Origin of the sequence: Mesorhizobium sp. M0601 (assembly GCF_040320845.1) — a bacterium.
In the GTDB taxonomy this organism is placed as follows: Bacteria; Pseudomonadota; Alphaproteobacteria; order Rhizobiales; family Rhizobiaceae; genus Mesorhizobium.
Map to the genome: position 1 here is coordinate 293,914 of NZ_JAMYQK010000003.1, position 19,947 is coordinate 313,860.

The 19,947-nt window shown below is 62.7% G+C and carries 22 protein-coding genes; 7 read left to right on the forward strand and 15 right to left on the reverse strand.

The window, feature by feature from the left end; translation table 11 throughout:
- Positions 1 to 122: 122 nt before the first annotated feature.
- Entirely contained in the window at positions 123 to 1,040 is a 918-nt protein-coding gene (gene metF, locus NKI41_RS05535; RefSeq protein WP_023676795.1) for a methylenetetrahydrofolate reductase [NAD(P)H], read from the reverse strand.
- Positions 1,040 to 2,062, reverse strand: coding sequence for an ArsR/SmtB family transcription factor (locus tag NKI41_RS05540; RefSeq protein WP_352501078.1), 1,023 nt, complete (start codon positions 2,060 to 2,062; stop codon positions 1,040 to 1,042). The genes metF and NKI41_RS05540 overlap by 1 nt, the downstream gene beginning before the upstream one ends.
- A 142-nt stretch (positions 2,063 to 2,204) precedes the next feature.
- Between NKI41_RS05540 and tsaA the strand changes: the two genes are divergently transcribed.
- A complete protein-coding gene (gene tsaA / locus NKI41_RS05545) occupies positions 2,205 to 2,723 on the forward strand; it encodes a tRNA (N6-threonylcarbamoyladenosine(37)-N6)-methyltransferase TrmO (RefSeq protein WP_352501079.1) in 519 nt (172 codons plus the stop codon).
- Positions 2,723 to 3,034: a DUF2293 domain-containing protein gene (locus NKI41_RS05550; protein ID WP_352456194.1), complete on the forward strand. Its 312-nt coding sequence runs from the start codon at positions 2,723 to 2,725 to the stop codon at positions 3,032 to 3,034. The genes tsaA and NKI41_RS05550 overlap by 1 nt, the downstream gene beginning before the upstream one ends.
- Positions 3,035 to 3,328: 294 nt before the next feature.
- On the opposite strand, the gene NKI41_RS05555 is transcribed toward NKI41_RS05550, so the two are convergent.
- Entirely contained in the window at positions 3,329 to 3,946 is a 618-nt protein-coding gene (locus NKI41_RS05555; protein WP_352681828.1) for an MOSC domain-containing protein, read from the reverse strand.
- Between the two features lie 207 nt (positions 3,947 to 4,153).
- Between NKI41_RS05555 and NKI41_RS05560 the strand changes: the two genes are divergently transcribed.
- Positions 4,154 to 4,720 (forward strand): methyltransferase family protein, encoded by a 567-nt coding sequence (locus NKI41_RS05560; RefSeq protein WP_352681830.1) that lies wholly within the window; start codon positions 4,154 to 4,156, stop codon positions 4,718 to 4,720.
- A gap of 84 nt (positions 4,721 to 4,804) precedes the next feature.
- Here NKI41_RS05560 and NKI41_RS05565 read toward each other — a convergent pair whose 3' ends face one another.
- The 6 genes from NKI41_RS05565 to ettA all read right to left on the reverse strand — a co-directional run bounded on the left by NKI41_RS05565 (position 4,805) and on the right by ettA (position 9,487).
- On the reverse strand, positions 4,805 to 5,926 hold the full coding sequence (locus NKI41_RS05565) for a beta-ketoacyl-ACP synthase III (protein WP_352681832.1): 1,122 nt from the start codon (positions 5,924 to 5,926) through the stop codon (positions 4,805 to 4,807).
- 121 nt (positions 5,927 to 6,047) lie between these two features.
- The gene (locus tag NKI41_RS05570) at positions 6,048 to 6,383 is read right to left on the reverse strand and encodes a hypothetical protein (RefSeq protein ID WP_352471527.1); all 336 of its coding nucleotides are present in this window, start codon (positions 6,381 to 6,383) and stop codon (positions 6,048 to 6,050) included.
- 108 nt (positions 6,384 to 6,491) lie between these two features.
- On the reverse strand, positions 6,492 to 7,283 hold the full coding sequence (gene tam / locus NKI41_RS05575; RefSeq protein ID WP_352681834.1) for a trans-aconitate 2-methyltransferase: 792 nt from the start codon (positions 7,281 to 7,283) through the stop codon (positions 6,492 to 6,494).
- On the reverse strand, positions 7,280 to 7,543 hold the full coding sequence (locus tag NKI41_RS05580; RefSeq protein WP_352501113.1) for a type II toxin-antitoxin system RelE family toxin: 264 nt from the start codon (positions 7,541 to 7,543) through the stop codon (positions 7,280 to 7,282). The genes tam and NKI41_RS05580 overlap by 4 nt, the downstream gene beginning before the upstream one ends.
- Before the next feature lie 2 nt (positions 7,544 to 7,545).
- Entirely contained in the window at positions 7,546 to 7,779 is a 234-nt protein-coding gene (gene relB, locus NKI41_RS05585; RefSeq protein WP_352471524.1) for a type II toxin-antitoxin system RelB family antitoxin, read from the reverse strand.
- 58 nt (positions 7,780 to 7,837) lie between these two features.
- Positions 7,838 to 9,487 (reverse strand): energy-dependent translational throttle protein EttA, encoded by a 1,650-nt coding sequence (ettA, locus tag NKI41_RS05590; protein WP_352453385.1) that lies wholly within the window; start codon positions 9,485 to 9,487, stop codon positions 7,838 to 7,840.
- A gap of 345 nt (positions 9,488 to 9,832) precedes the next feature.
- Between ettA and NKI41_RS05595 the strand changes: the two genes are divergently transcribed.
- A complete protein-coding gene (locus tag NKI41_RS05595) occupies positions 9,833 to 11,128 on the forward strand; it encodes a GGDEF domain-containing protein (RefSeq protein ID WP_352681836.1) in 1,296 nt (431 codons plus the stop codon).
- A gap of 27 nt (positions 11,129 to 11,155) precedes the next feature.
- On the opposite strand, the gene NKI41_RS05600 is transcribed toward NKI41_RS05595, so the two are convergent.
- The 4 genes from NKI41_RS05600 to NKI41_RS05615 form a co-directional block, all read right to left on the reverse strand.
- Entirely contained in the window at positions 11,156 to 11,770 is a 615-nt protein-coding gene (locus tag NKI41_RS05600; protein ID WP_352681838.1) for a hypothetical protein, read from the reverse strand.
- Between the two features lie 74 nt (positions 11,771 to 11,844).
- Positions 11,845 to 12,858: a ribonuclease T2 family protein gene (locus NKI41_RS05605; protein WP_352681840.1), complete on the reverse strand. Its 1,014-nt coding sequence runs from the start codon at positions 12,856 to 12,858 to the stop codon at positions 11,845 to 11,847.
- A 120-nt stretch (positions 12,859 to 12,978) separates the two neighbouring features.
- Positions 12,979 to 13,428, reverse strand: coding sequence for a MarR family winged helix-turn-helix transcriptional regulator (locus NKI41_RS05610; RefSeq protein ID WP_352681842.1), 450 nt, complete (start codon positions 13,426 to 13,428; stop codon positions 12,979 to 12,981).
- The gene (locus tag NKI41_RS05615; RefSeq protein WP_352681845.1) at positions 13,425 to 14,210 is read right to left on the reverse strand and encodes an alpha/beta fold hydrolase; all 786 of its coding nucleotides are present in this window, start codon (positions 14,208 to 14,210) and stop codon (positions 13,425 to 13,427) included. Before NKI41_RS05615 ends, NKI41_RS05610 begins: the two co-directional genes overlap by 4 nt.
- 266 nt (positions 14,211 to 14,476) lie before the next feature.
- Here NKI41_RS05615 and NKI41_RS05620 point away from each other — a divergent pair, with 266 nt between their 5' ends.
- The 3 genes from NKI41_RS05620 (at position 14,477) to NKI41_RS05630 (ending at position 18,312) form a co-directional block, all read left to right on the forward strand.
- Positions 14,477 to 15,412, forward strand: coding sequence for an alpha/beta fold hydrolase (locus tag NKI41_RS05620; RefSeq protein ID WP_352681847.1), 936 nt, complete (start codon positions 14,477 to 14,479; stop codon positions 15,410 to 15,412).
- Between the two features lie 78 nt (positions 15,413 to 15,490).
- Positions 15,491 to 16,666 carry a CaiB/BaiF CoA transferase family protein gene (locus NKI41_RS05625; protein WP_352681848.1) on the forward strand — a complete coding sequence of 392 codons (1,176 nt, stop codon included), beginning with the start codon at positions 15,491 to 15,493 and terminating at the stop codon, positions 16,664 to 16,666.
- Complete coding sequence (locus NKI41_RS05630; RefSeq protein ID WP_352681850.1) at positions 16,663 to 18,312, forward strand: thiamine pyrophosphate-binding protein; 1,650 nt, start codon at positions 16,663 to 16,665, stop codon at positions 18,310 to 18,312. Before NKI41_RS05625 ends, NKI41_RS05630 begins: the two co-directional genes overlap by 4 nt.
- A gap of 40 nt (positions 18,313 to 18,352) precedes the next feature.
- Here the strand turns inward: NKI41_RS05630 and NKI41_RS05635 are convergent, their stop codons facing one another.
- Both NKI41_RS05635 and NKI41_RS05640 read right to left on the reverse strand, forming a co-directional pair.
- Complete coding sequence (locus tag NKI41_RS05635) at positions 18,353 to 18,796, reverse strand: CHRD domain-containing protein (RefSeq protein ID WP_352681852.1); 444 nt, start codon at positions 18,794 to 18,796, stop codon at positions 18,353 to 18,355.
- Between the two features lie 147 nt (positions 18,797 to 18,943).
- The gene (locus NKI41_RS05640) at positions 18,944 to 19,915 is read right to left on the reverse strand and encodes an ABC transporter substrate-binding protein (RefSeq protein WP_352681854.1); all 972 of its coding nucleotides are present in this window, start codon (positions 19,913 to 19,915) and stop codon (positions 18,944 to 18,946) included.
- Positions 19,916 to 19,947: the final 32 nt, after the last annotated feature.

Sequence of the window (19,947 nt, forward strand, 5' to 3'; positions counted from 1 at the left end):
TAAGGCCGCTGAGCGGGGGAAGACCAGCACCGAATACTCCAAACCATTTGAAAAGGCCGGGCATTTTGCCCGGCCTTTTGCATTCCCCCGATCTTTGACATTTCAAAAAGGAGCTTGCCGCCTTACGCCGCGGCTGATCCCGCCGCCTCGACTTCGTGCGACCTGATGCCGATCATGTGGCAGATGGCGAAGACCAGATCGGCTCGGTTCATCGTGTAGAAGTGGAAATCGCCGACGCCGCGCTCGACAAGGTCCAGCACCTGCTCGGCCGCCACGGCAGATGCCACCAGCGCATGCGTTTGCGGATCGTTCTGCAGCCCATCGAAACGCTCGGCCAGCCATGCCGGCACCAAGGCGCCGCACCGCGCCGAAAAGTTGGCGACCTGGGTGAAATTGTGCACCGGCAATATGCCCGGCACGATGGGTATGTAGATGCCGGCCCGCCGTGCCCGCTCGACATAGCGCTCATAGAGATCGTTGTCGAAGAAGAACTGGGTGATCGCCCGCGTCGCTCCGTTGTCGGCCTTGCGCTTCAGCATGTCGAAGTCGGTGGCGAAATCCGGGCTTTCCGGATGCTTTTCCGGATAGGCCGAGACCGATATGTCGAAATCGCCGGCGCCCTTCAGCGCATCAACCAGTTCGGCGCCATTGGCATAGCCTTCCGGATGCGGCCGGTAGGCCGCGCCGACGCCCTCGGCCGGATCGCCGCGCAGGGCGACGAAACGCTTGACGCCCATATCGGCGAACTCCCGGATCACCGCATCGACCTCGTGACGCGCCGCATCGACGCAAGTCATGTGCGCCGCCGGCGTCAGCGTCGTTTCATTGAGGATGCGCTTGACGGTGCGGGCCGTCCGCTCGCGGGTCGAACCACCGGCGCCATAGGTGACCGAGACGAATTTCGGCTTAAGCGGCTCAAGCCGGGTGACCGTGTCCCACAGCCTTGCTTCCATCTCATCGTTTTTCGGCGGAAAGAACTCGAACGAAACCCTGACCTTGTCGCCGATGTCGGGGCGGCGGGAGAAGCGGAACTGGTTCATCAGGCGGTTTCCCCTATCGGATACGCATTGGCCGGTTGTCTGTCGTTGGAAGGCTCGGCAATCAGCATGCGCCGATCGCGGCCGAGCCAGAGTTTGACGGTGAGCTTGGCCTCGTTGCCGCCGCGCGGCTCGAATTCCTGGCTGTCCTCGAGGTCGAGGCCGGCCTCGGAAAACCAGTCGCCAATCTGCCGGTCGGAAAAGCCGAGACGCATATGCGCGTGCTCGTCGCGTAAAAACTCCAGCGTGTGCGGCGCGAAATCGACGATCACCAGCCGGCCGGCCGGGCGTAGCAGACGCGCTGCCTCGCGGATGGCGCGGGCGGGATCGTCGAGATAGTGCAGCACCTGATGGATGGTAACGAGATCGAAGGCGTCGCGTTCGACCGGTGGCGCAAAAATGTCGCCCTGGCGCACCTGCGCATTCGAAACGCCGGCCTTGTCGAGATTGGCGCGCGCCACCGTCAGCATCTCGCGCGACATGTCGATGCCGACACCGCGCCGATAGAGCGGCGAAAAGATCTCGAGCAGCCGTCCGGTGCCGGTGCCGAGATCGAGCATCGACTGGAACGGCCGCTTGCCGACGAGCTTGATGAGGGCTGCTTCGACGGCGCGATCCGGCACATGCAGCGAGCGGATATGGTCCCAGCTTGCGGCGTTTACCGAGAAATATTCGGCAGCCCGGTCCTGCCGCTTGCGCTTGACTGCGGCCAGCCGTTCGAGATCACGCTCGACCTGCGGATCGGCGCCGCGGATGCCGGAGACCAGCCTGAGCACGAAATCGCGCGACGCATCGGAATCCGATAGCCGGAAGAACGCCCACGAGCCCTCCTGGTAGCGGCCGATCAGCCCGGCCTCCAGCAGCAATTTCAAATGGCGCGAGACGCGCGGCTGCGACTGGCCGAGGATTTCGGTGAGATCGGACACGGTCAGATCGCCGCGCGACAGCAGCGCCAATATGCGCAGCCGGCTGGATTCCGCCGCCGCCTTCAATGTATCTACCATCGTGTCGAGAGCGACATGCATGCGAGCATTCTCTTTGAAAAGATATAAACATATGTTTATGTCGGTTTGGATAGGCTTGCAAGCGCTATGTCGCTTCCGGACAAGAAAATGACGCATGCGTGGCGGATCGCGCAAAAACGGACGCATGATCGGGGCGAGAACCATGTTCGAAACGCGCAGCGGCGAAAAGCTCCTGGAAACCGACCCGGCAACGATGCCACCGGATGGCCATGTCGTCTTCATCGGCCGCATCGCTTCGCCTTGGATCACGCGGGAGACTTGCCCCAAAAACATGAAGGCGGCGCGGGAGACGGAACAGCCGGCGCACTTGGTCATCGACCCGCTTTATCGGGATGGCCTGCTTGGGCTGGAACGCGCCAGCCACGTGATCGTCCTGTCCTGGCTGCACCATGCGCCGCGGCAACTGATTGTCCAGAAACCCCGCCATGCCACAGGGCCGAAAGGCGTCTTTTCACTGCGCTCCCCTGCCCGGCCGAATCCTGTCGGACTGCATGTCGCCAAGCTGGTTGCCCTCGACATCGACACCGGCCGCATCGATCTCGACGCCATCGACGTGCTCGACGGCACGCCGGTCATCGACATCAAGCCCTATTTCGCCTCGACCGATGCCTTTGCCGATGCGACCATCGCCGGGCGGGACGAGCCAGGGCCGGTGGAGTGATGAGCGCGCCGACCGGCCGCCGCCGCGCCATCGCCAAGGCACTGACAGCGCTGCTGCCGCTGGCGCCCTATGCCGACATGGAAAAGATCCGTGCCGATGCCGGCGCCGTGCACATGAAGACCTTGCCGCCGAGCATTGCCGTGTGGCTGGCGACGATAGCGCATATTCGCCACGCCCACACCGACTACGAAAAGCTGCTGGCCGAAGGCTATGACCGCGATTCCGCGCGCTTCTTCGTCATCGAACAGACCAACAATGTGCTCACCCGCTGGCGCGCCACCCGTCTGCTCGACGATGAGGATGAGGCGTAGAGAATGGCAGGCACACGCGTCGAGTTCTACGGCGCTTCACCGTTGTGATTGGCGAAATCGAAAGGTGACGGCCAATCTCCCCCCTCGTGGGGGAGATGTCCGGCAGGACAGAGGGGGGCGCTGTCCCGCCGACCTCAGGTCGGCAACATCGGAACTTTCAAAGCCTGAAATAAAAAACCCGCCTCGGTGGGCGGGTCGTTGGAACCCAATTGGCACCATACCCAAATTAGTAGCATAGCTGCCGGCACAAAGCAAGAACAAAATACGCCGTGACTAGAGGTCGCCTTGCCTGGACTAGGCCCGGTAAATCCACTGCTCCGGCACGCGCACCGAAATCTCCTCGCCGGCCGCGATCGTGCCGGGCTTCTCGACCCAGGCGACGAGCCCGCGCAACCGCTTCGCCGCCTTCGGGAACAGCAGCGCGCCGGCCTCATGGTCGGCCATCCCGGCATTTTCGGCGACCGATCGCCCGGCGATCCGGCAAGGCCCGTTCTGCGCGTCGACCTTGACGGTCGCGCCGCCTTTGAAGAACAGCAGCGTGCCGGACGGCAGCATGGAGAGGCGCGGCAGGCCTTCGATCAGGAGATTGGCGCCGATCCATTCCGGCTTGATCTCGGCGATGCCCATCCGTTCGGCGACGATTGCCAGTTCGTCCGCAGCCACGATCGACAATTGCCGTTCGTTGCGCATCTCGGTGCCGCGCCGATACCAGGGTTCCCGCCCGCCGGAGCGCCGCGTCGTGCCGGCATGGAAATCGCCGTCGATGCCGTCGAAACCGAGTTGCAGCGTATCCACCGCTCGTGTCTCAAAACGATCGAATGATGCGAGATAGAGCGCCGCCACCCTGGCGGCGAGTTTTCGCGACGGGACGATCTCGACCGGAGTTTCGGCTTCGGGAAACATATCCGGCATTGGTTTCATTCCTAGCTGCCGGATGCAGTTAGCCGAAGTCGATTCATAGGGTCCAGTCGAAAGCGTTGATGCTCCAATCAAGACGGCTGATACGGGTCGGCACCACCAGCGTCCTGGTTGAATCAGCCTCGTGCAAAAGCGTGCCGCATTGCTGCCGCGCTGCATCGGTTGATAATATCGATCAGGTCAAGCCCGCGGAGGTTTATCATGCATCCCGCATCGGCAATCGCACAGCTCTGGCTGCTCTGGGTGGTTTCATGGGCCGCGGCCGCCTTCTGGGCCGACCGGGCCGAAAAACGCGCCGGCTTCGGGGTGGAGCTTCCATCCCGCGCCGTCATGGTGCTCGGCACGATCCTGCTCTTCATCCCGGCGCACGGTTATGCCGGCCCGCTGAGGCTTTGGACGCCGAACCTTGCCGAAGCGTGGATCTGCGTCGCGCTGATTGCCGCCGGCCTGGCATTTGCCTGGTGGGCGCGGCTGCATCTTGGCCGCCTGTGGTCGGCCACGGTCACCGCCAAGGCCGCGCATCGCGTCGTCGACACCGGCCCTTACCGGCTGGTCCGCCACCCGATCTATACCGGCCTGCTTCTGGCGATCCTCGCCACCATGGCGGCGAAAGGCACTGTCTGGGGCGTTGCCGGCGCCATCCTCATCACCGTCGGCATCGTCATGAAGGCAACGCTGGAGGAGCGTTTTCTGCGCGGTGAACTGGGTAGCGCTTACGACGACTATGCCAGGCGCGTTCCGATGCTGGTGCCGTTCGCGCCGGGCTAATGCATGTCGCCCAAAAGCATGCCCTCGGGCTTGAACCGAGGGTGTGCAGTGGTTTTGGGACAACGACATGCGTAAAACAAAAATCTAAAGCATGCGCAACAGCGCGCCGCCGATCGAGTAGCCGGCGCCGAAGGCGCAGAGCAGGCCGTAGTCGCCGGCCTTCATGTCGGCATGGTTCTCCGACAGGGCGATGATGGCGCCGGCGGCGGCGGTGTTGCCGAGGCGCTCCAGCACCATCGGCGCGCGGTCGTGGTCGACGTCATGGCCGAACGACAGTTTCAGGATCATGGCGTTCATCCGCGCATTGGCCTGATGCAGCCAGAAACGCCGGATCGCTTGCGGCGTCAGCCCGTGCTCGGCCAGGAACTCGACGATGAATTTGTGGCCGGCAACGGTGACTTCCTTGAATACCTTGTTGCCGATCTGCTTGATCAGATTGCCTTCCAGATCGATCATGTACGGATCGTCCTGGGCAGCGCGGGTATAATAACCGAGATTGGTGCGGATGCTGTTCGACATCTGCGTCCAGGCGCGCGTATCCAGCACCTCGAAGCGGCCCGGCCGCTTCTCGCCCTGGGCAAGCCCTTCGACGACCATCGACACGGAAGCGTCGCCGAAGATGAAATGCGTCTGCCGGTCGCGAAAATTGAGGTGCCCGGTGATGATCTCCGGCGTCGTCACCAGCACGCGTTTATGCGCCCCTGCCCGTACCAGATTGACGGCGATGTGCAACGCCGCCGCTGCCGAAGAGCAGCCAAGCCCCATATCGAAGCCGGCTCCTTTCGTGCCCAGCGCCTGCTGCATTTCGATGGCGATCGCCGGATAGGGCCGCTGATGGTGCGAGGCCGAGCAGATCACCAGGTCGATGTCGCCAGGCGTCAGCCCGGCATGATCGAGCGCCTTGCGGGCCGAAGCGATGCCGAACTCGGCCTCCAGCGACAGCGCATCGTCGGGCCGCGCCGGGAAGCGCGGCGCCATGCGGGTCGGATCGAGGATGCCTTCCCGTTCGATGACATGGCGGGTCTGGACGCCCGAGGCATGGACGATGAAGGCACTGTCCGATTTCTGTACCAGCGGCTCGCCCGACACCTCGCGGCGGACGTTTTCCATATCCACCCAGCTGTTGAAGCTGGCGACGAGTTCCTCATTGGTGATCAAAGCTTCGGGGATTTCAACGCCGATGCCGCTGATGATGACGCGATGCATTTCCAGTTCGTCCCGTGCGCAGGCGTTGCGGCTTCATGTCGACGCCGCAGAAAGCTCGGCGCAACCTCTTTTGCACCTAGCCAGTTTATGCCGGCTTAAATCAAGTCCCTGGGACGGGTCTTTACCAGGCGCAGAGCTTGGTATTGGTCTGCGGGTTGTTCCAGCAGGCACCGTCATCGCGGCTGCGCACGAATTGCCCGGGCAGCGGCACGTTGCGGCGGCCGAGATTGACATAGCCATAGGCAAAACCCGGTCCGTCGATTTCCAGGACGTAGGTCGGATAACCCGGCGCCGAGATGCGAAAGCTGCCGGCATCGTCCAGCGCCCGATAGCTGCACGAGAAATAGCCGTCGTCGCTGGTGAAGCAGCGCGCTCGCTTGGCCTCCGCCGATAGAGACAAGGCAAGCACAGCGGCCGCACAAATGCTGCCGCCGAAACCCATCTTTTTCAGTGTCATCATCCACCCCCATGGCCCATAAAGGGCCGTGCCCCAGCGAGATGCGCATGACGGCGAAAGCCGGTCAAGCATCCGCTGCTAGCTGTTTTTGGGTGTAGCTAAGCGTTTCTAAGCGGAACGCCGCGCCACGATGAAGAGACGGGGAAAGCGCAGCAACACCTTGCCGCTTGCCGTTTTCGGATAGGCTTCGCTGATCCCGCCCGCGTAGCGCTTCAGGAAAAGCTGCCGCTCGTTTTCGGCGAGCGGATCGAGGAACGGCTTCAGCCCCGTCGATTTCACCCACTCGACGATCGCCTCGGCATCGGCCAGCGGATGGTTGTAGATCGTGTGCCAGATATCGAGCCGATCCGAGAATGGCGACAAAAGGTCGTAATAGAACGCGACCGGCGGCAGCGGCGCGCGGGCCGCGCGCTCGAGCTTTTCGGCAAACGGCATCTCGGCCGCGGTCTCCCGCATCAGCCGGTGCGAAGGTTCGGCCATATTGTCCGGCATCTGCACGGCAAGCGCGCCGCCGGGCGCCAAAAATCCCATCAGCCGCTGGAAGACCGCCGGATGCTCCGGCAGCCATTGAAACACCGCATTGGCAAAGATCACGTCGACCGGTTCGTTCGGCTGCCACGCCGCCGCATCCGCCAAGGCAAAGCTGACACCGGGCAGGCGCGCCTTCGCCTTCTCGATCATGTCGGGCGAGGTATCGAAGCCGCTGATCTGCGCCCGCGGCCAGCGCTCGACCAGCAATTCGGTCGAATTGCCCGGCCCGCAGCCGATGTCGACCACCCGGCGCGGTTCCGGCACCGGCACCTGCGCGACGAGATCGCGCGCCGGCCGGGTGCGCTCGTCCTCGAATTTCAGGTAGAGGGCGGCGGACCAGTCGGGTCTCACCTTCGCGACTGTATTCATCGATAGACCTCGCGACGGTCGCCTACTTGAACCACCCAAATCGCGACAGCGCTATCATCGATCCTTGTCAGAACTCGGAATGAGCCCACACGATATTTCCAGAGACCTGCCAGTGGTCCTGTTAGCGCTTCGCCAAGTTCGCGTGGATTATCGCGCGAGGCGAGCCTGTTTTCCAGGAAGTCCACAATCCGACGCTGATCGGACCTTTGCAATCTGGAGATATCCTTCAGTGCACGCTTCTCGACACGAATTGTCCACACGATCAACCGTCACTGCGGTCGCTTGCGTCCAATCCCAGTCGTTCCTTAGCTTCGGCCAGAGAAAGCCATTCACCTTCACCATCGTTAAGGCGCTCGAGGGCGATTAGTCCGTCTTCCAGATCCTGAATTTGCTCGACAATGGCCTCAACGACTACGTCATGTTTTGTCCGGCCAGTTTTCCTTGCGACGATCTCGAGGCGTTTTTCCAGCGCGGTAGGAAGCTCGACATTAAGCATGTTTATCTCCTTCCGGTAATTCTATGAGCAGCCTGGGGCGCTTGCAACCAATCCGTTGTTACCGAGTCAGCCGCTTATACGTCATCCTGTGCGGATTGACCGCCTCAGGCCCAAGCCGGCGGATTTTGTCCTGCTCGTAGTCCTCGAAATTGCCTTCGAACCATTCGACATGGCTGTCGCCTTCGAAGGCGAGGATGTGCGTCGCCAGGCGATCGAGGAACATGCGATCGTGCGAGATGATGACGGCGCAGCCGGCGAAGCTCTCGAGCGCGTCTTCGAGTGCCGCCAGCGTTTCGGTATCGAGATCGTTGGTCGGTTCGTCGAGCAGCAGCACATTGCCGCCGGTCTTCAGCATCTTGGCCAGATGCACGCGGTTGCGTTGGCCGCCGGACAAGTTGCCGACCTTCTGCTGCTGGTCGCCGCCGCGGAAATTGAACGACGCGCAATAGGCGCGGGTGTTGGCTTCGAACTTGCCGAGCTTGACCACTTCGGCGCCGCCCGAGATCTCTTCCCAGACCGTCTTGGTCGGGTCGAGCGCGTCGCGGCTCTGGTCGACATAACCGAGCTTGACCGTCTCGCCGACGCGAATGGTGCCGGCATCGGGCTTTTCCTGGCCGGTGATCATGCGGAACAGCGTCGTCTTGCCGGCGCCGTTCGGGCCGATGACGCCGACGATGCCGCCCGGCGGCAGCTTGAATTCGAGATCGTCGATCAAAAGCGTGTCGCCAAAGCCCTTCGACAGGCCCTCGACCTCGATCACCACATTGCCGAGCCGCTCGCCATGCGGAATGACGATCTGGGTGTCGCTCGGACGCCGCTTGTCGGCTGCATCCAGCAGATCCTGGAAGGCCTGGATACGGGCTTTCGACTTGGTCTGCCGGGCTTTCGGGCTGGACTGGATCCACTCGCGCTCGCGGCCGATCGCCCGCTGGCGCGCATCGTCCTCGCGGCCTTCCTGCTTGAGCCGCTTGGCCTTGGCTTCGAGGTATTTGGTGTAGTTGCCTTCGTAGGGGATACCGCGGCCGCGATCGAGCTCGAGGATCCAGCCGGTGACATTGTCGAGGAAGTAGCGATCGTGGGTGATGATCATCACCGCGCCCGGATAGGCCCGCAGATGCTTTTCCAGCCACGCCGTCGTCTCGGCGTCGAGATGGTTGGTCGGCTCGTCGAGCAGCAGAAGGTCGGGCTGGCGCAGCAAGAGCTGGCAAAGCGCGACGCGACGGCGTTCGCCGCCCGACAGCTTGGTGACATCGGCCTCCTTGGGCGGGCAGCCGAGTGCCTCCATCGCCATCTCGACCTGCTGTTCGAGATCCCACAGGTTGAGCCGGTCCATCTCGTCCTGCAGCTTGGCCGACTCGTCCGCCGTCTCGTCGGAATAGTTCATCATCAATTCGTTGTAGCGCTCGATGATGGCGGTCTTGGCGGCGACGCCTTCCATGACGTTTTCGAACACGTTCTTGTTCGGATCGAGCGCCGGCTCCTGCGCCAGGTAACCGACGGTAGCACCCTCGGCCAGCCAGGCCTCGCCGCTCCACTCCTTGTCGATGCCGGCCATGATCTTGAGGATCGTCGACTTGCCGGCGCCGTTGGGGCCGAGGATGCCGATCTTGGCGTCCGGGTAGAAGGACAGATGAATGTTCTCGAGCACCTTCTTGGTGCCGTAGGCCTTGTTGAGGCCGGCCATGTGATAGATGAACTGGCGTGCCACGCGCGCTTTCCCTGAAAAGTCGACTGATGTCGGATTGGATGGAAGTTGGGGGCTATGTAAGCGATGCAGCCGCGAACGGCAAACAGTTTTGGCCCTAAAGCAATTCCAGGAAAAACCGTGAAACGGTTTTCCGTCCGGAATTGCGTCAAAACAAAAAAGATGGAGCGGTTCAGCGGTTCCGTGAAACGATGACCCGCTCCAGGCGGATTTGGTCGCAGCCGCAAACGCTTAGCCGCTTCATTTCGTGCCGGCGCCCAGGCGAAAGCTCCGGTTAATCATTCCGCGTCAAACAATGTTGGATTGGAAATCGCTGGCAGCCGCGATTTCGGGGAGAGAGATCGGGCCGTGTTGAACAGTTTCCTGCTTTTTGCCGAAGCGGTTCTCTATTTCGGCATCATGGTCACGCTTTTCCGGTTCAGGGGCCGCATCGGCCTCGGCGTCTTTGTTTGCGCCCTTGGCGTCATGCATTTCCTGGAAACCTATCTCGCCAGCGTCTTCTACGTCGCGCTGCCGTTCGGCATGGTATCGCCGGGTTCGGCCGTGCTGTTTTCCGGCAAGCTGGTGATGCTTCTCCTGCTCTACATCAAGGAGGACGCGGCAACTGTCCGGCAGCCGATTTACGGCCTGCTGCTCGGCAATGCCCTGATGGTCGGGCTCGTGCTGATCCTGCGCCTGCACGACATCGCACCGCTGCCCGACGGCAAGCTTCCCGACATCGGCTTCATCGATGAGATGGGCTGGCTGATGGTGTGGGGCACGACGCTGCTGTTCGTCGACGCCATCCTGATCATTCTGCTCTATGAAAAGCTCGGCAAATACCTGCGCAAGGCGCTTTTCACCCGCATCCTGGTCTCCGTCGCCTGCGTGCTCACCTTCGACCAGGCAGGCTTTTTCACGGCGCTGCATTTCGTCACCGGTGCGCCGGTCGCGGTGTTCTTCGGCGGCTGGTTCGCCAAGATGGCAGCGGCCCTGGTCTACAGCACCATGCTGGTCGCCTATATCAGGTGGTTCGAGGCGCGGCAGGTGCCGGCGCCGCGCGGGCTTTCCGACATTTTCGACACGCTGACCTATCGCGAGCGCTATGAGGCGCTGGTCGAGCATGTTGGTCGCGACGGCCTCACCGGCCTCCTGCACAGGGGGCGCTTCGACAGCGATGGCGAGGCCGCCGTTGCCGCCAGCCTGCGGACCGCCAGGCCGCTCAGCCTGCTGATCATCGATGTCGACCACTTCAAATCGATCAACGACCGCTTCGGCCACGCCGAGGGAGACAAGGTGCTGAAAGCCCTGGCGATTTTGCTTGGCGAACTTGTCGGGACCGAAGATCAATTGTTCAGGATCGGCGGTGAGGAATTCGCCATCCTCGGCTGGCGTCCGCAGCCGCTTGCCAGGCTGCTGGGTGAAACCGTCAGGCAAGCGGTCAAGACGTCCGCGAGCACCAGCCGGTTCGACATTACCGTCAGCGCCGGCATCTCGACGGTCAGCGAGACGACCCGTTGCCTTGCCGATCTCTTTGCGCTGGCCGACCAGCGTCTCTACAAGGCCAAATCCACGGGACGCGATCGCGTTGTCGGCGAACCGGGCGGCAACGAAGCAGACGGCCGCAACGCATGGACCTGGCCGGAGCGCAGCGCCGGCGCGTAACGCTGCCCAGGCCTGCGATTGGCTCAATCAGGATTGTTTGCGCCGCTGCCATCCGCCGATCGCAACCGAAACCGCCATCAGCGCGATCGCCAGCCATTTCAACGCGGTAATAATCGGGCCGGCTTCGATATCGTAGGCAATGAACAGAAGAATGCCCGGTACCAGCAGGCCGCAGAGCACGAGCGTGATCCGGTTGATCTGCCATGACACTTTTGCCGCAAGCGCCTGGTCGCCGGGCACGGCGACAAGCGCGGCCCGCATTGCCTTCGGCGCCACGAGCGTGGTCGAAAGACGCAGCGAAATCGGCAGGCCTATGCCGATGATCAGGAAGGCGCATGCCGCCAGGAGCAGCGAAAACTTGAGCGCACTGGTTTCGGCCGGTACCGGGAACAGCAGCGCCGCCAGCGGCAGGAAGACACAGAACATCCCGAGCGCGGCGATGGCGATGAAGATCGCCGCGTTGACCAGCGTAAACAATTGGTAGGTGCCGCTGCCGACGGGTTTGGCGAGCGTGGTCATGCGAGCCCACTCCACTTCGGTGTAGGAAAAGCCCGGCCACTCCATATGGCCGTCGCGGATCGCCGTCATGCCCTTGGCCCAGAACGCCAGCCGCGCCAGCGCGCCGCTCGTCATACCACTCATCGCCACCCCCTTATGAATGATGCGCCCGGGATCATACCATCCCCGGCGCAAAGCGACAGTCGCGTACGGCCTGTTTACTGGAACCCGACGGCATCGACCGCGCCCTTCGGGCAGCCGGCCTTGGATGTCGGCGCCGAGGCAAGCAGCAGGGCACCGAGCGAAGCGTTCGAAGCGATCGGGCCGGTCAGGCCGAGCGTCAGTTCGCCGATCAGCCGCCTGCCGTTCGAAGGATCGACCACGCAGGACACGCGGACCCGGTCGCCCGCGCCTTTGCCGAAGGCACTGTCGAAGGTGCTGCGGATCTGATCGGATGTCAGTTGCTTGCCGATGTTCTTGATGAAGAGATCGCGCACCGGCGACGCATTCATCGCGCGCATCAGGTTCAAGGCGTCGGCGAAATACTCCTGCTGGCTCTTGCCGTAGCAGGTGCCGTGCTTGATCCACTCATGCCTTTCGAGGGCGGACGCGGTGCCCGGCATCACCTGGTCGAGTTCCGCTCGCGTTTTCGGGTCAAGGGTGACCGGCGGCAAATCCCGCCAGTGTGCCGGATCGTCGTTCGCCTTGTCGCTTGCCGCGACCTGGCAATAGAAATTTCCGTTCGGCTGCGGCCACAACCCATGCAAGGTGAAGTGGGTCGCATCGAAACCGGCGGCGGTCTGCGCACGGCATTCGGTTTTGCCGGATTTGGTCTCGCAGAAAGCCGGCTGCCAGCTCAGCGCGAAGACATATTCCGGCTTTCCGGACGCCGATGGCTTGTTCGGCTCGGCAGGCGCCGGTGCAGCCGGCATCGTCGACGCGCTGCCGCCCGAAACGTGACCGCAGCTGATCTTGACCCAGCGGCGCTCCGGATCGGCGCCCGGCACGCGAATGAGGTAGTGCGTGGGCGCGTCCTTGTTGCCGGCCAGCAGATCATAACTCTGACCAGCCGCGGTCGAGACATTGCCGGGATTCTTGCCGCTCTTGATCGCCTGCGTTGCCGGACAGGCGGCATCGGCGACGAAAGAGCCGGTCATCTTCACATCGGCCCGCGCCGCGCTTGCGCCAGCAAACGCAACAAACACTGCCCCCCATATCGCCCAAATCCGCATTCCGGCACTCCTCGTGATTCACGCCGCAAGCTAGAAACTTGCGACATGTCAGAATTACGATTTCTTTCGCCGGCCGTAAAAACAATCGCCAGCGCATTGAGACGGCTCGCGCGTGGTCGATCAGGATCCGCCCGCCTCCACCCGTTCCGTCAGGGTGCGCAGCAGATCAAGCGAGGCTTTCAGCACGTCGGCGTCCATACCCTCCGAAACGCGGTTCGCCCAAACATGCTGGCGTGTGCCGATATTCTTGACCGCTGCCCGGCCGGCATCGGTTATCGACAACAGCTTGGCGCGGCGATGCGCCGGGTTGTCGGCGTAGGCGGCAAGCCCCTCCGCAGCCAGTATGTCGGCCAGCCGCTGTACACTCTGACGGGCGAGACCCATGTCGCGGGCGATGTCGGCCACAGATTTCGGCTCCTTCAAAACTGCACCCAAAACCTGCCAGCGCGCTGCCGTCAGCCCGGTTGGAGCGGCCAGCCGGTCGGCCGCATCCAGAAAACTGCCGTTCATCCTGAACACGGCAAGCACCAGTTCGGTGAGCACATTTGCCGCTTCGGTCCTGGTCGTCATTTCTGGCCGGCCTCGATGGTCGCGACGAAATTATTAACGGCTTCGGCTACGACCTCGGGCTTGTCAAGCATCACCCAATGGCCGCTGCCCGCCACGATCTGGCGCGGAATGTCCGTGCGCAGCCGGTAGAGCGCGGCTGGAGTGTCACTGGCCTCGGTAGCCAATACGAACATAGGCCCGCGATACGCATCGAGTGCCGGCTCCGGGTTCCATTCGGCCAGTGCCTTGCCGACACCTGCCCTCGCCGCCGGATCGACCACTGCCGCATCGGCCAGAACACGCTGGCGAACAACCGCGTTAGGGCCGGCAATCGACGCATAATAGGCGTTCAGGACATCACGGCCTTGCGGACCGGCCAGATCGCGGACAAAGCCGTCACGAATCGCCTGCGGCAGCGCACGAGGATCGGTCGCCGGGTCGACGAGCAAGACACCGGCGACCCGTTCGGCATGGCTGGCGGCATAAGCGAGCGCCACGCCACCGCCGCCGCTGTGCGCGACAATGAGAAACCGCTTCAGGCCAAACGCGTCGGCCACGGCACCGACATCCATTGCACGACCGTCATAACCATAGTCACCGTCCTGCGCCGGCGCGGAGGCGCCATGACCGCGAAAATCGAAGGCTACCGCCTCGCGGCCTTCGACGGAGAGCTGCATCACCCGGTCCCAGTGGGAAGCGCGGCTGCAATCGCCATGCAGGAACATGATCGGCAGGCCATTGCCGGCGTTGATCCTATAAGTGGCAAGCTGGCCTTGCGGGCCTGGAACAGTGGACGTCATCATGGTCATCTCCCTGGTTTCCTGACTGAACGCAGCAATCCCTGACAACAGGGTGGCCGTCGTGAAGGCGAAGCCCGCCAGCAAGATTGCACGCCGCGAAATGGCCCCGGTGGTTTTCATAGTCATACCCCCAATCTGCCGCTGACCATTTGACAGTATGCTGTCATGTAATCACATTGACAGCATGCTGTCAACGCCGTCGAGTGGGTACCCTGCGTCCCTTGACGTCGATCGCTGCGTCGCCCAACAGTCGCCGACGGGAGCGAGACATGCCATTTGACAAGCAGAGGATGCTGGCATCGCCGACCGGCGCCGAGCTCAACCTTTATGTGAAACACGCCATCGGCCAACCGCGCGCCATTGTCCAGGTCAATCACGGGTTGGCCGAGCACGCGGCGCGCTATGCCCGTTTCGCCGATTTCCTTGGCGAGCGCGGCTACCAGGTCTACGCGCACGACCACCGTGGCCACGGCGCCACCAAGGCGCCCGACGCGCCACCTGGCAGGTTCGCCGATGCGGATGGCGGTGCCAAGGTCATCGCCGATGTCGCTGCCGTCCATGATCTCATCGCCAGGGAACAGCCGGGCCTGCCGGTCATCGTCTTCGGTCACTCCTTGGGCGCGTCGGTCTCGCTGAACTTTGTCCTCCGCCACTCGGCGCGCATCCATGCCGCCGCGATCTGGAACGGCAATTTCTCGACCGGACTGCTCGGCCAAATCGCGCTGGCCATGCTTGGTTGGGAAAAGTTCCGGCTTGGCTCAGACGTGCCGTCGCGCCTGCTGCCCCGGCTGACGTTCCGGGCCTGGGGCAAGGCGGTGCCCAATCACCGGACGCCGTTCGACTGGCTGTCGCGCGATGCCGTTGAAGTCGAGAAATACATCGCCGACCCGCTTTGCGGCTGGGACGCATCGGTATCGATGTGGCAGGACATCGTCATGATGACGCTGCATTGCGGCAGCGACCGCAATTTTTCCGGCGTGCGGCGCGACCTGTTCGTCAATCTGGTCGGAGGCGAGCAAGATCCGGCCTCGGACGGCGGCAAGGCGGTCAGCCATCTTGCCGGCCGGATGCACATGATGGGTTTTTCGAATCTCGTTTCAAAGGTTTACGCCAAAACCCGCCACGAAAGCCTGAACGAGGTCAACCGAGACATCATCATGGAGGATTTTGCCGCCTGGGCCGACCGCGTGCTGGGGGCACAGTGATACTGGCCCATTGCAAGGGCCGTGACAGCGGCGCGCGGGATTGATAGAGGCTGCGCTTTCGATCAACCACGGTGATCCATGACTGAGCCTCCGCTCAAAGGCATCCGCGTCATCGAACTCGCACGCATCCTCGCCGGGCCATGGGCCGGACAGCTGCTTGCCGACCTCGGCGCCGACGTGATCAAGGTCGAGAGCCCGGACGGCGGCGACGACACCCGCAAATGGGGACCGCCGTTCGTCATCGGCCATGACGGCGAGAACCTTTCGGCCGCTTATTACCATTCCTGCAACCGCGGCAAGCGCTCCATCGCCATCGACTTCTCGACGCCCGAGGGTGCCGAGACGGTGCGCCGGCTGGTCACGACGTCGGATGTGCTGATCGAAAACTTCAAAGTCGGCGGACTGAAGAAATACGGCCTCGACTATGACAGCCTGAGGAAAATCAACTCGCGGCTGATCTATTGCTCGATCACCGGTTTTGGCCAGTCGGGACCGTATGCGCCGCGTGCCGGCTATGATTTCATCATCCAGGGCATGGCCGGCATGATGTCGATCACCGGCGAAGTCGGCCGCGAACCGCAAAAGGCGGGCGTCGCTATATCGGATGTTTTCACCGGGCTTTATTCGGTCATCGCCATCCAGGCGGCGCTTCGCCATGCCGAGAAGACCGGCGAAGGCCAGCATATCGACATGGCGCTCTACGACACCCAGATCTCGACGCTCGGCAACCAGAACCTCAACTATCTCGTCTCCGGACAGTCGCCGGTGCAGATGGGCAATGCGCATATGAACATCGCGCCCTACGAAGTGGTGCCGGTGAAAAATGGCCACATCATCCTGGCGGTCGGCAATGACGGCCAGTTCGCAAAGTTCTGCGCTGCCGTCGGCCTCGACGAGCTGGCGTCGAACCCTGACTTCGCCACCAATCCCGCCCGCGTCGCCAACCGGGCAAAGCTGCGCGAGCATATGATCGAGGCGCTGAAAGCCTTCGATCGCGACCCGTTGCTGGCCAGACTTGAGACTGCCGGAGTGCCGGCCAGCCCAATCAACAACATCGGCCAGATGTTTGCCGACCCGCAGACCGTAGCGCGCGGCATGCGGCTCGACCTCGATGACGGCCATGGCAATCTCTTGCCCTCGGTGCGGGCGCCGATGGTCATGTCCGGCACGCCGCTGGTCTATGAACGTCCGTCACCGCGTCTCGGCGAACACACCCAAGAAATCCTTGCCGAACTGGAGAGGTCAGGAAAATGAAGACCGGCGGACAACTCATCGTCGATGCGCTCGAAGCCAACGGAACGGACCGTATCTATTGCGTACCTGGCGAATCCTATCTGGCGGTGCTCGACGCGCTGCATGATTCACCGATCCGCACAATCGTCTGCCGCCAGGAGGGCGGTGCCGCAATGATGGCCGACTGCCATGGCCGCCTGACCGGCAGGCCCGGCATCTGCTTCGTCACCCGCGGCCCAGGCGCCACCAATGCCTCGGCCGGCATCCACATCGCGATGCAGGATTCAATCCCTCTCATCCTGTTCATCGGCCAGGTCGCCAGCCACGCCAAAGGGCGCGAGGCCTTCCAGGAGGTCGACTACGTCAGGTTCTTCGGCGATATTGCCAAATGGGTGGTCGAGATCGACGACGCCGCACGCATACCCGAATTCGTCACACGCGCCTTTGCGGTGGCGACGTCCGGTCGCCCGGGCCCGGTCGTCATCTCGCTGCCCGAGGACATGCTGACCAGCCTCGCCGAGGCACCGGACGCCCGGCATTATACCCCTGTCGAGACGCGGCCTGGCGAAGTCGAGCTCGACGCACTGGAAGTGTTGCTCAACAAGGCAAAGCGGCCCTTCGTCATCCTCGGCGGTACGCGCTGGGACGCGCAGGCCGTTGCACGGATGCGGACGATAGCCGAAGCCTGGTCATTGCCGGTCGGCTGCTCCTTCCGCCGCCAGATGCTGTTCGACCATCTCCACCCGAACTATGCCGGCGATGTCGGCATCGGCATCAATCTCAAGGTAGCAACCGCCATCAAGCAGGCCGACCTTGTGCTGCTGATCGGCGGCCGCATGGGCGAGATGCCGTCATCCGACTACACGCTGCTGAAGAGCCCCTATCCCGACCAGACGCTGGTCCATATCCATGCCGACGCCGGCGAACTCGGCCGCGTCTACCGGCCGGCGCTGGCGATCAATGCCTCGCCTGCCGCTTTCGTCGAAGCCTTTGCCGGACGCAAGCCGGCCGCAACACCGGTGTGGGCGGCTGAGGCAGCGAAGCTGCACGCCGCCTATCTCGACTGGTCGACGCCTCCGGAGAGCGGCCCCGGCGCCGTCCAGATGGGGCCGATCATGAATTATCTCGAAACGATGCTGCCGGACGACGCCATCCTCACCAATGGCGCCGGCAACTACGCCACCTGGGTGCATCGCTACCATCGCTTCCGGCGTTTCGGCACGCAGGCAGCACCCACATCCGGCTCGATGGGCTACGGCACGCCGGCGGCGGTCGCCGCCAAGCAGCTTTTCCCCGACCGCGACGTGATTGCTTTCGCCGGCGACGGGTGTTTCCTGATGAACGGCCAGGAATTCGCCACCGCCGTGCAATACGGGCTGCCGATCATCGTCATCGTCGTCAACAATGGCATCTACGGCACCATCCGCATGCATCAGGAGCGCGAATATCCTGGCCGTGTCGTCGCCACGGACTTGAAGAATCCCGACTTTGCTGCTTTGGCCCGTGCCTATGGCGGCCATGGCGAGACGGTGGAAAAGACCGCCGACTTCGCGGCGGCCTTCGAGCGAGCGCGGGCCAGCGGCAAGCCGTCAATCGTAGAGATCCGGCTCGACCCTGAAGCCATCACGCCGACCCGCACTATGACCCAGATTCGCGACAAGGCCTGACAAAACAGGATGATTGCCCTGTTTTGTCGTCGTGATCTGCCTATTTGGCCTTCTCGATCTGGCCGCGGATCTCGCCGTCCGCGTGGGCCGCGGTATGGATGTTGACGTAATATTTGCCTGCCTCAAGATCGGTCGCCTGGGCATCGGTCAATGTCGCCGAACCCTTGATCGGGCTCTTCAGCTTGCCTTCGAACGGCACCACCGGATCGGCGTTTTGACCCTTTGCCGCCGGGCCGTGAATGTGTGCGGCCTTCGCCGGCCCGCTGAGGCCGGAATATCTCACGGTCCAGCTGAGTTTCTTGGTGGCGGTGTTGAACCTGAGCGTGGCGGTGCCCTTGCCCTTCGTGGTGACGGGCGGGTTCTGCTGAGCACCATCGAGCGTCGCCGTCATCTTCATGGTTTCGGCCAAGACCGGTGAAGCAGAGAAGATGGCTGCAGAAATGGCCAGCGCCGAAAGCATCGGCGTGAAGGACTGGATGCGCATGGAAACCTCCGTTGTGACACCCTTGAGGCGGATGCACCGGCACAACGATTTTGCGAGCGGATGTTTCCGCCGGTAACGTTTATTTTACCTCCCACTAAAAAGGGGCGGTCGCCCGCCCCTTTTCCGCTACAAGCCAGTTTGACAGCCCTATTTGATGGCCTTGTCGGTGATCGCCGTCGTGTAGGCGCCGGTAGGCTCCTTGCTGATGATCTTCTGGTCGAGCAGCGCCTTGGCGGTGCGCTCGTAGGTCGCCGGATCGAGCTTGCCATCGGCATTGTCGATCAGCTTGGCGACTTCGCCCATCATGCGCTTCTGGTGATTCTCGTCCTGGCCGCCATTGTCCATGACGATGCCGGCCGCTTCGTCGGAATTATCGACGGCGTATTTCCAACCCTTCATCGAAGCGCGCACGAAACGCACCATCTTGTCCTCGAAGGCCGGATCCTTGAGCTTGTCCTCCAGGGCATAGAGCCCGTCTTCGAGCAGATCGTTGCCCATGGCGGAATAGTTGAAGACGGTCAGCTCTTCCGGCTTGTAGCCGGCGTCGATGAGCTGCCAGTACTCGTTATAGGTCATGACCGAAATGCAATCCGCCTGCTTCTGGATCAGCGGCTGCACATCGAAGCTCTGCTTGAGCACGGTGACGCCGTCCGGCCCGCCATCGGTCTTGAGGCCAAGCTTGTTCATCCAGGCATAGAACGGATACTCGTTGCCGAAGAACCAGACGCCGAGCGTGTGGCCTTTGAAGTCGGCTTCTGTCTTGACCGGCCCGTCCTTCGGGCAGACCAGCTCCATGCCGGCCTTCTTGAACGGCTGGGCGATGTTGACCAGCGGCACGCCCTTCTCGCGCGCAGCCAGCGCGCCGCCCATCCAATCGACGATGACGTCGGCGCCGCCGCCGGCGATGACCTGCTCGGGCGCAATGTCCGGGCCGCCGGGCTTGATGTCGACGTCGAGGCCCTCGGCTTCATAGAAGCCCTTGGCCTTGGCGACATAATAGCCGGCGAACTGTGCCTGGGTGACCCATTTCAGCTGCAGCGTCACCTTGTCCGCGGCCATCGCCTGGAACGCGGCAAGCGACATCGCGCCGGCCAGCATCGAAACAACAAGTCTTTTCATGTTTTTACCCTCTGAAGTTAGCGCCCTAAACC

What these genes read in the sequence shown, in the direction of transcription:
- metF (WP_023676795.1), bottom strand. Translation starts at nt 1,040, where the DNA reads ATGAACCAGTTCCGCTTCTCCCGCCGCCCCGACATCGGCGACAAGGTC.
- NKI41_RS05540 (WP_352501078.1), bottom strand. Translation starts at nt 2,062, where the DNA reads ATGCATGTCGCTCTCGACACGATGGTAGATACATTGAAGGCGGCGGCG.
- tsaA (WP_352501079.1), top strand. Translation starts at nt 2,205, where the DNA reads ATGTTCGAAACGCGCAGCGGCGAAAAGCTCCTGGAAACCGACCCGGCA.
- NKI41_RS05550 (WP_352456194.1), top strand. Translation starts at nt 2,723, where the DNA reads ATGAGCGCGCCGACCGGCCGCCGCCGCGCCATCGCCAAGGCACTGACA.
- NKI41_RS05555 (WP_352681828.1), bottom strand. Translation starts at nt 3,946, where the DNA reads ATGCCGGATATGTTTCCCGAAGCCGAAACTCCGGTCGAGATCGTCCCG.
- NKI41_RS05560 (WP_352681830.1), top strand. Translation starts at nt 4,154, where the DNA reads ATGCATCCCGCATCGGCAATCGCACAGCTCTGGCTGCTCTGGGTGGTT.
- NKI41_RS05565 (WP_352681832.1), bottom strand. Translation starts at nt 5,926, where the DNA reads ATGCATCGCGTCATCATCAGCGGCATCGGCGTTGAAATCCCCGAAGCT.
- NKI41_RS05570 (WP_352471527.1), bottom strand. Translation starts at nt 6,383, where the DNA reads ATGACACTGAAAAAGATGGGTTTCGGCGGCAGCATTTGTGCGGCCGCT.
- tam (WP_352681834.1), bottom strand. Translation starts at nt 7,283, where the DNA reads ATGAATACAGTCGCGAAGGTGAGACCCGACTGGTCCGCCGCCCTCTAC.
- relB (WP_352471524.1), bottom strand. Translation starts at nt 7,779, where the DNA reads ATGCTTAATGTCGAGCTTCCTACCGCGCTGGAAAAACGCCTCGAGATC.
- NKI41_RS05600 (WP_352681838.1), bottom strand. Translation starts at nt 11,770, where the DNA reads ATGAGTGGTATGACGAGCGGCGCGCTGGCGCGGCTGGCGTTCTGGGCC.
- NKI41_RS05605 (WP_352681840.1), bottom strand. Translation starts at nt 12,858, where the DNA reads ATGCGGATTTGGGCGATATGGGGGGCAGTGTTTGTTGCGTTTGCTGGC.
- NKI41_RS05610 (WP_352681842.1), bottom strand. Translation starts at nt 13,428, where the DNA reads ATGACGACCAGGACCGAAGCGGCAAATGTGCTCACCGAACTGGTGCTT.
- NKI41_RS05615 (WP_352681845.1), bottom strand. Translation starts at nt 14,210, where the DNA reads ATGATGACGTCCACTGTTCCAGGCCCGCAAGGCCAGCTTGCCACTTAT.
- NKI41_RS05620 (WP_352681847.1), top strand. Translation starts at nt 14,477, where the DNA reads ATGCCATTTGACAAGCAGAGGATGCTGGCATCGCCGACCGGCGCCGAG.
- NKI41_RS05625 (WP_352681848.1), top strand. Translation starts at nt 15,491, where the DNA reads ATGACTGAGCCTCCGCTCAAAGGCATCCGCGTCATCGAACTCGCACGC.
- NKI41_RS05630 (WP_352681850.1), top strand. Translation starts at nt 16,663, where the DNA reads ATGAAGACCGGCGGACAACTCATCGTCGATGCGCTCGAAGCCAACGGA.
- NKI41_RS05635 (WP_352681852.1), bottom strand. Translation starts at nt 18,796, where the DNA reads ATGCGCATCCAGTCCTTCACGCCGATGCTTTCGGCGCTGGCCATTTCT.
- NKI41_RS05640 (WP_352681854.1), bottom strand. Translation starts at nt 19,915, where the DNA reads ATGAAAAGACTTGTTGTTTCGATGCTGGCCGGCGCGATGTCGCTTGCC.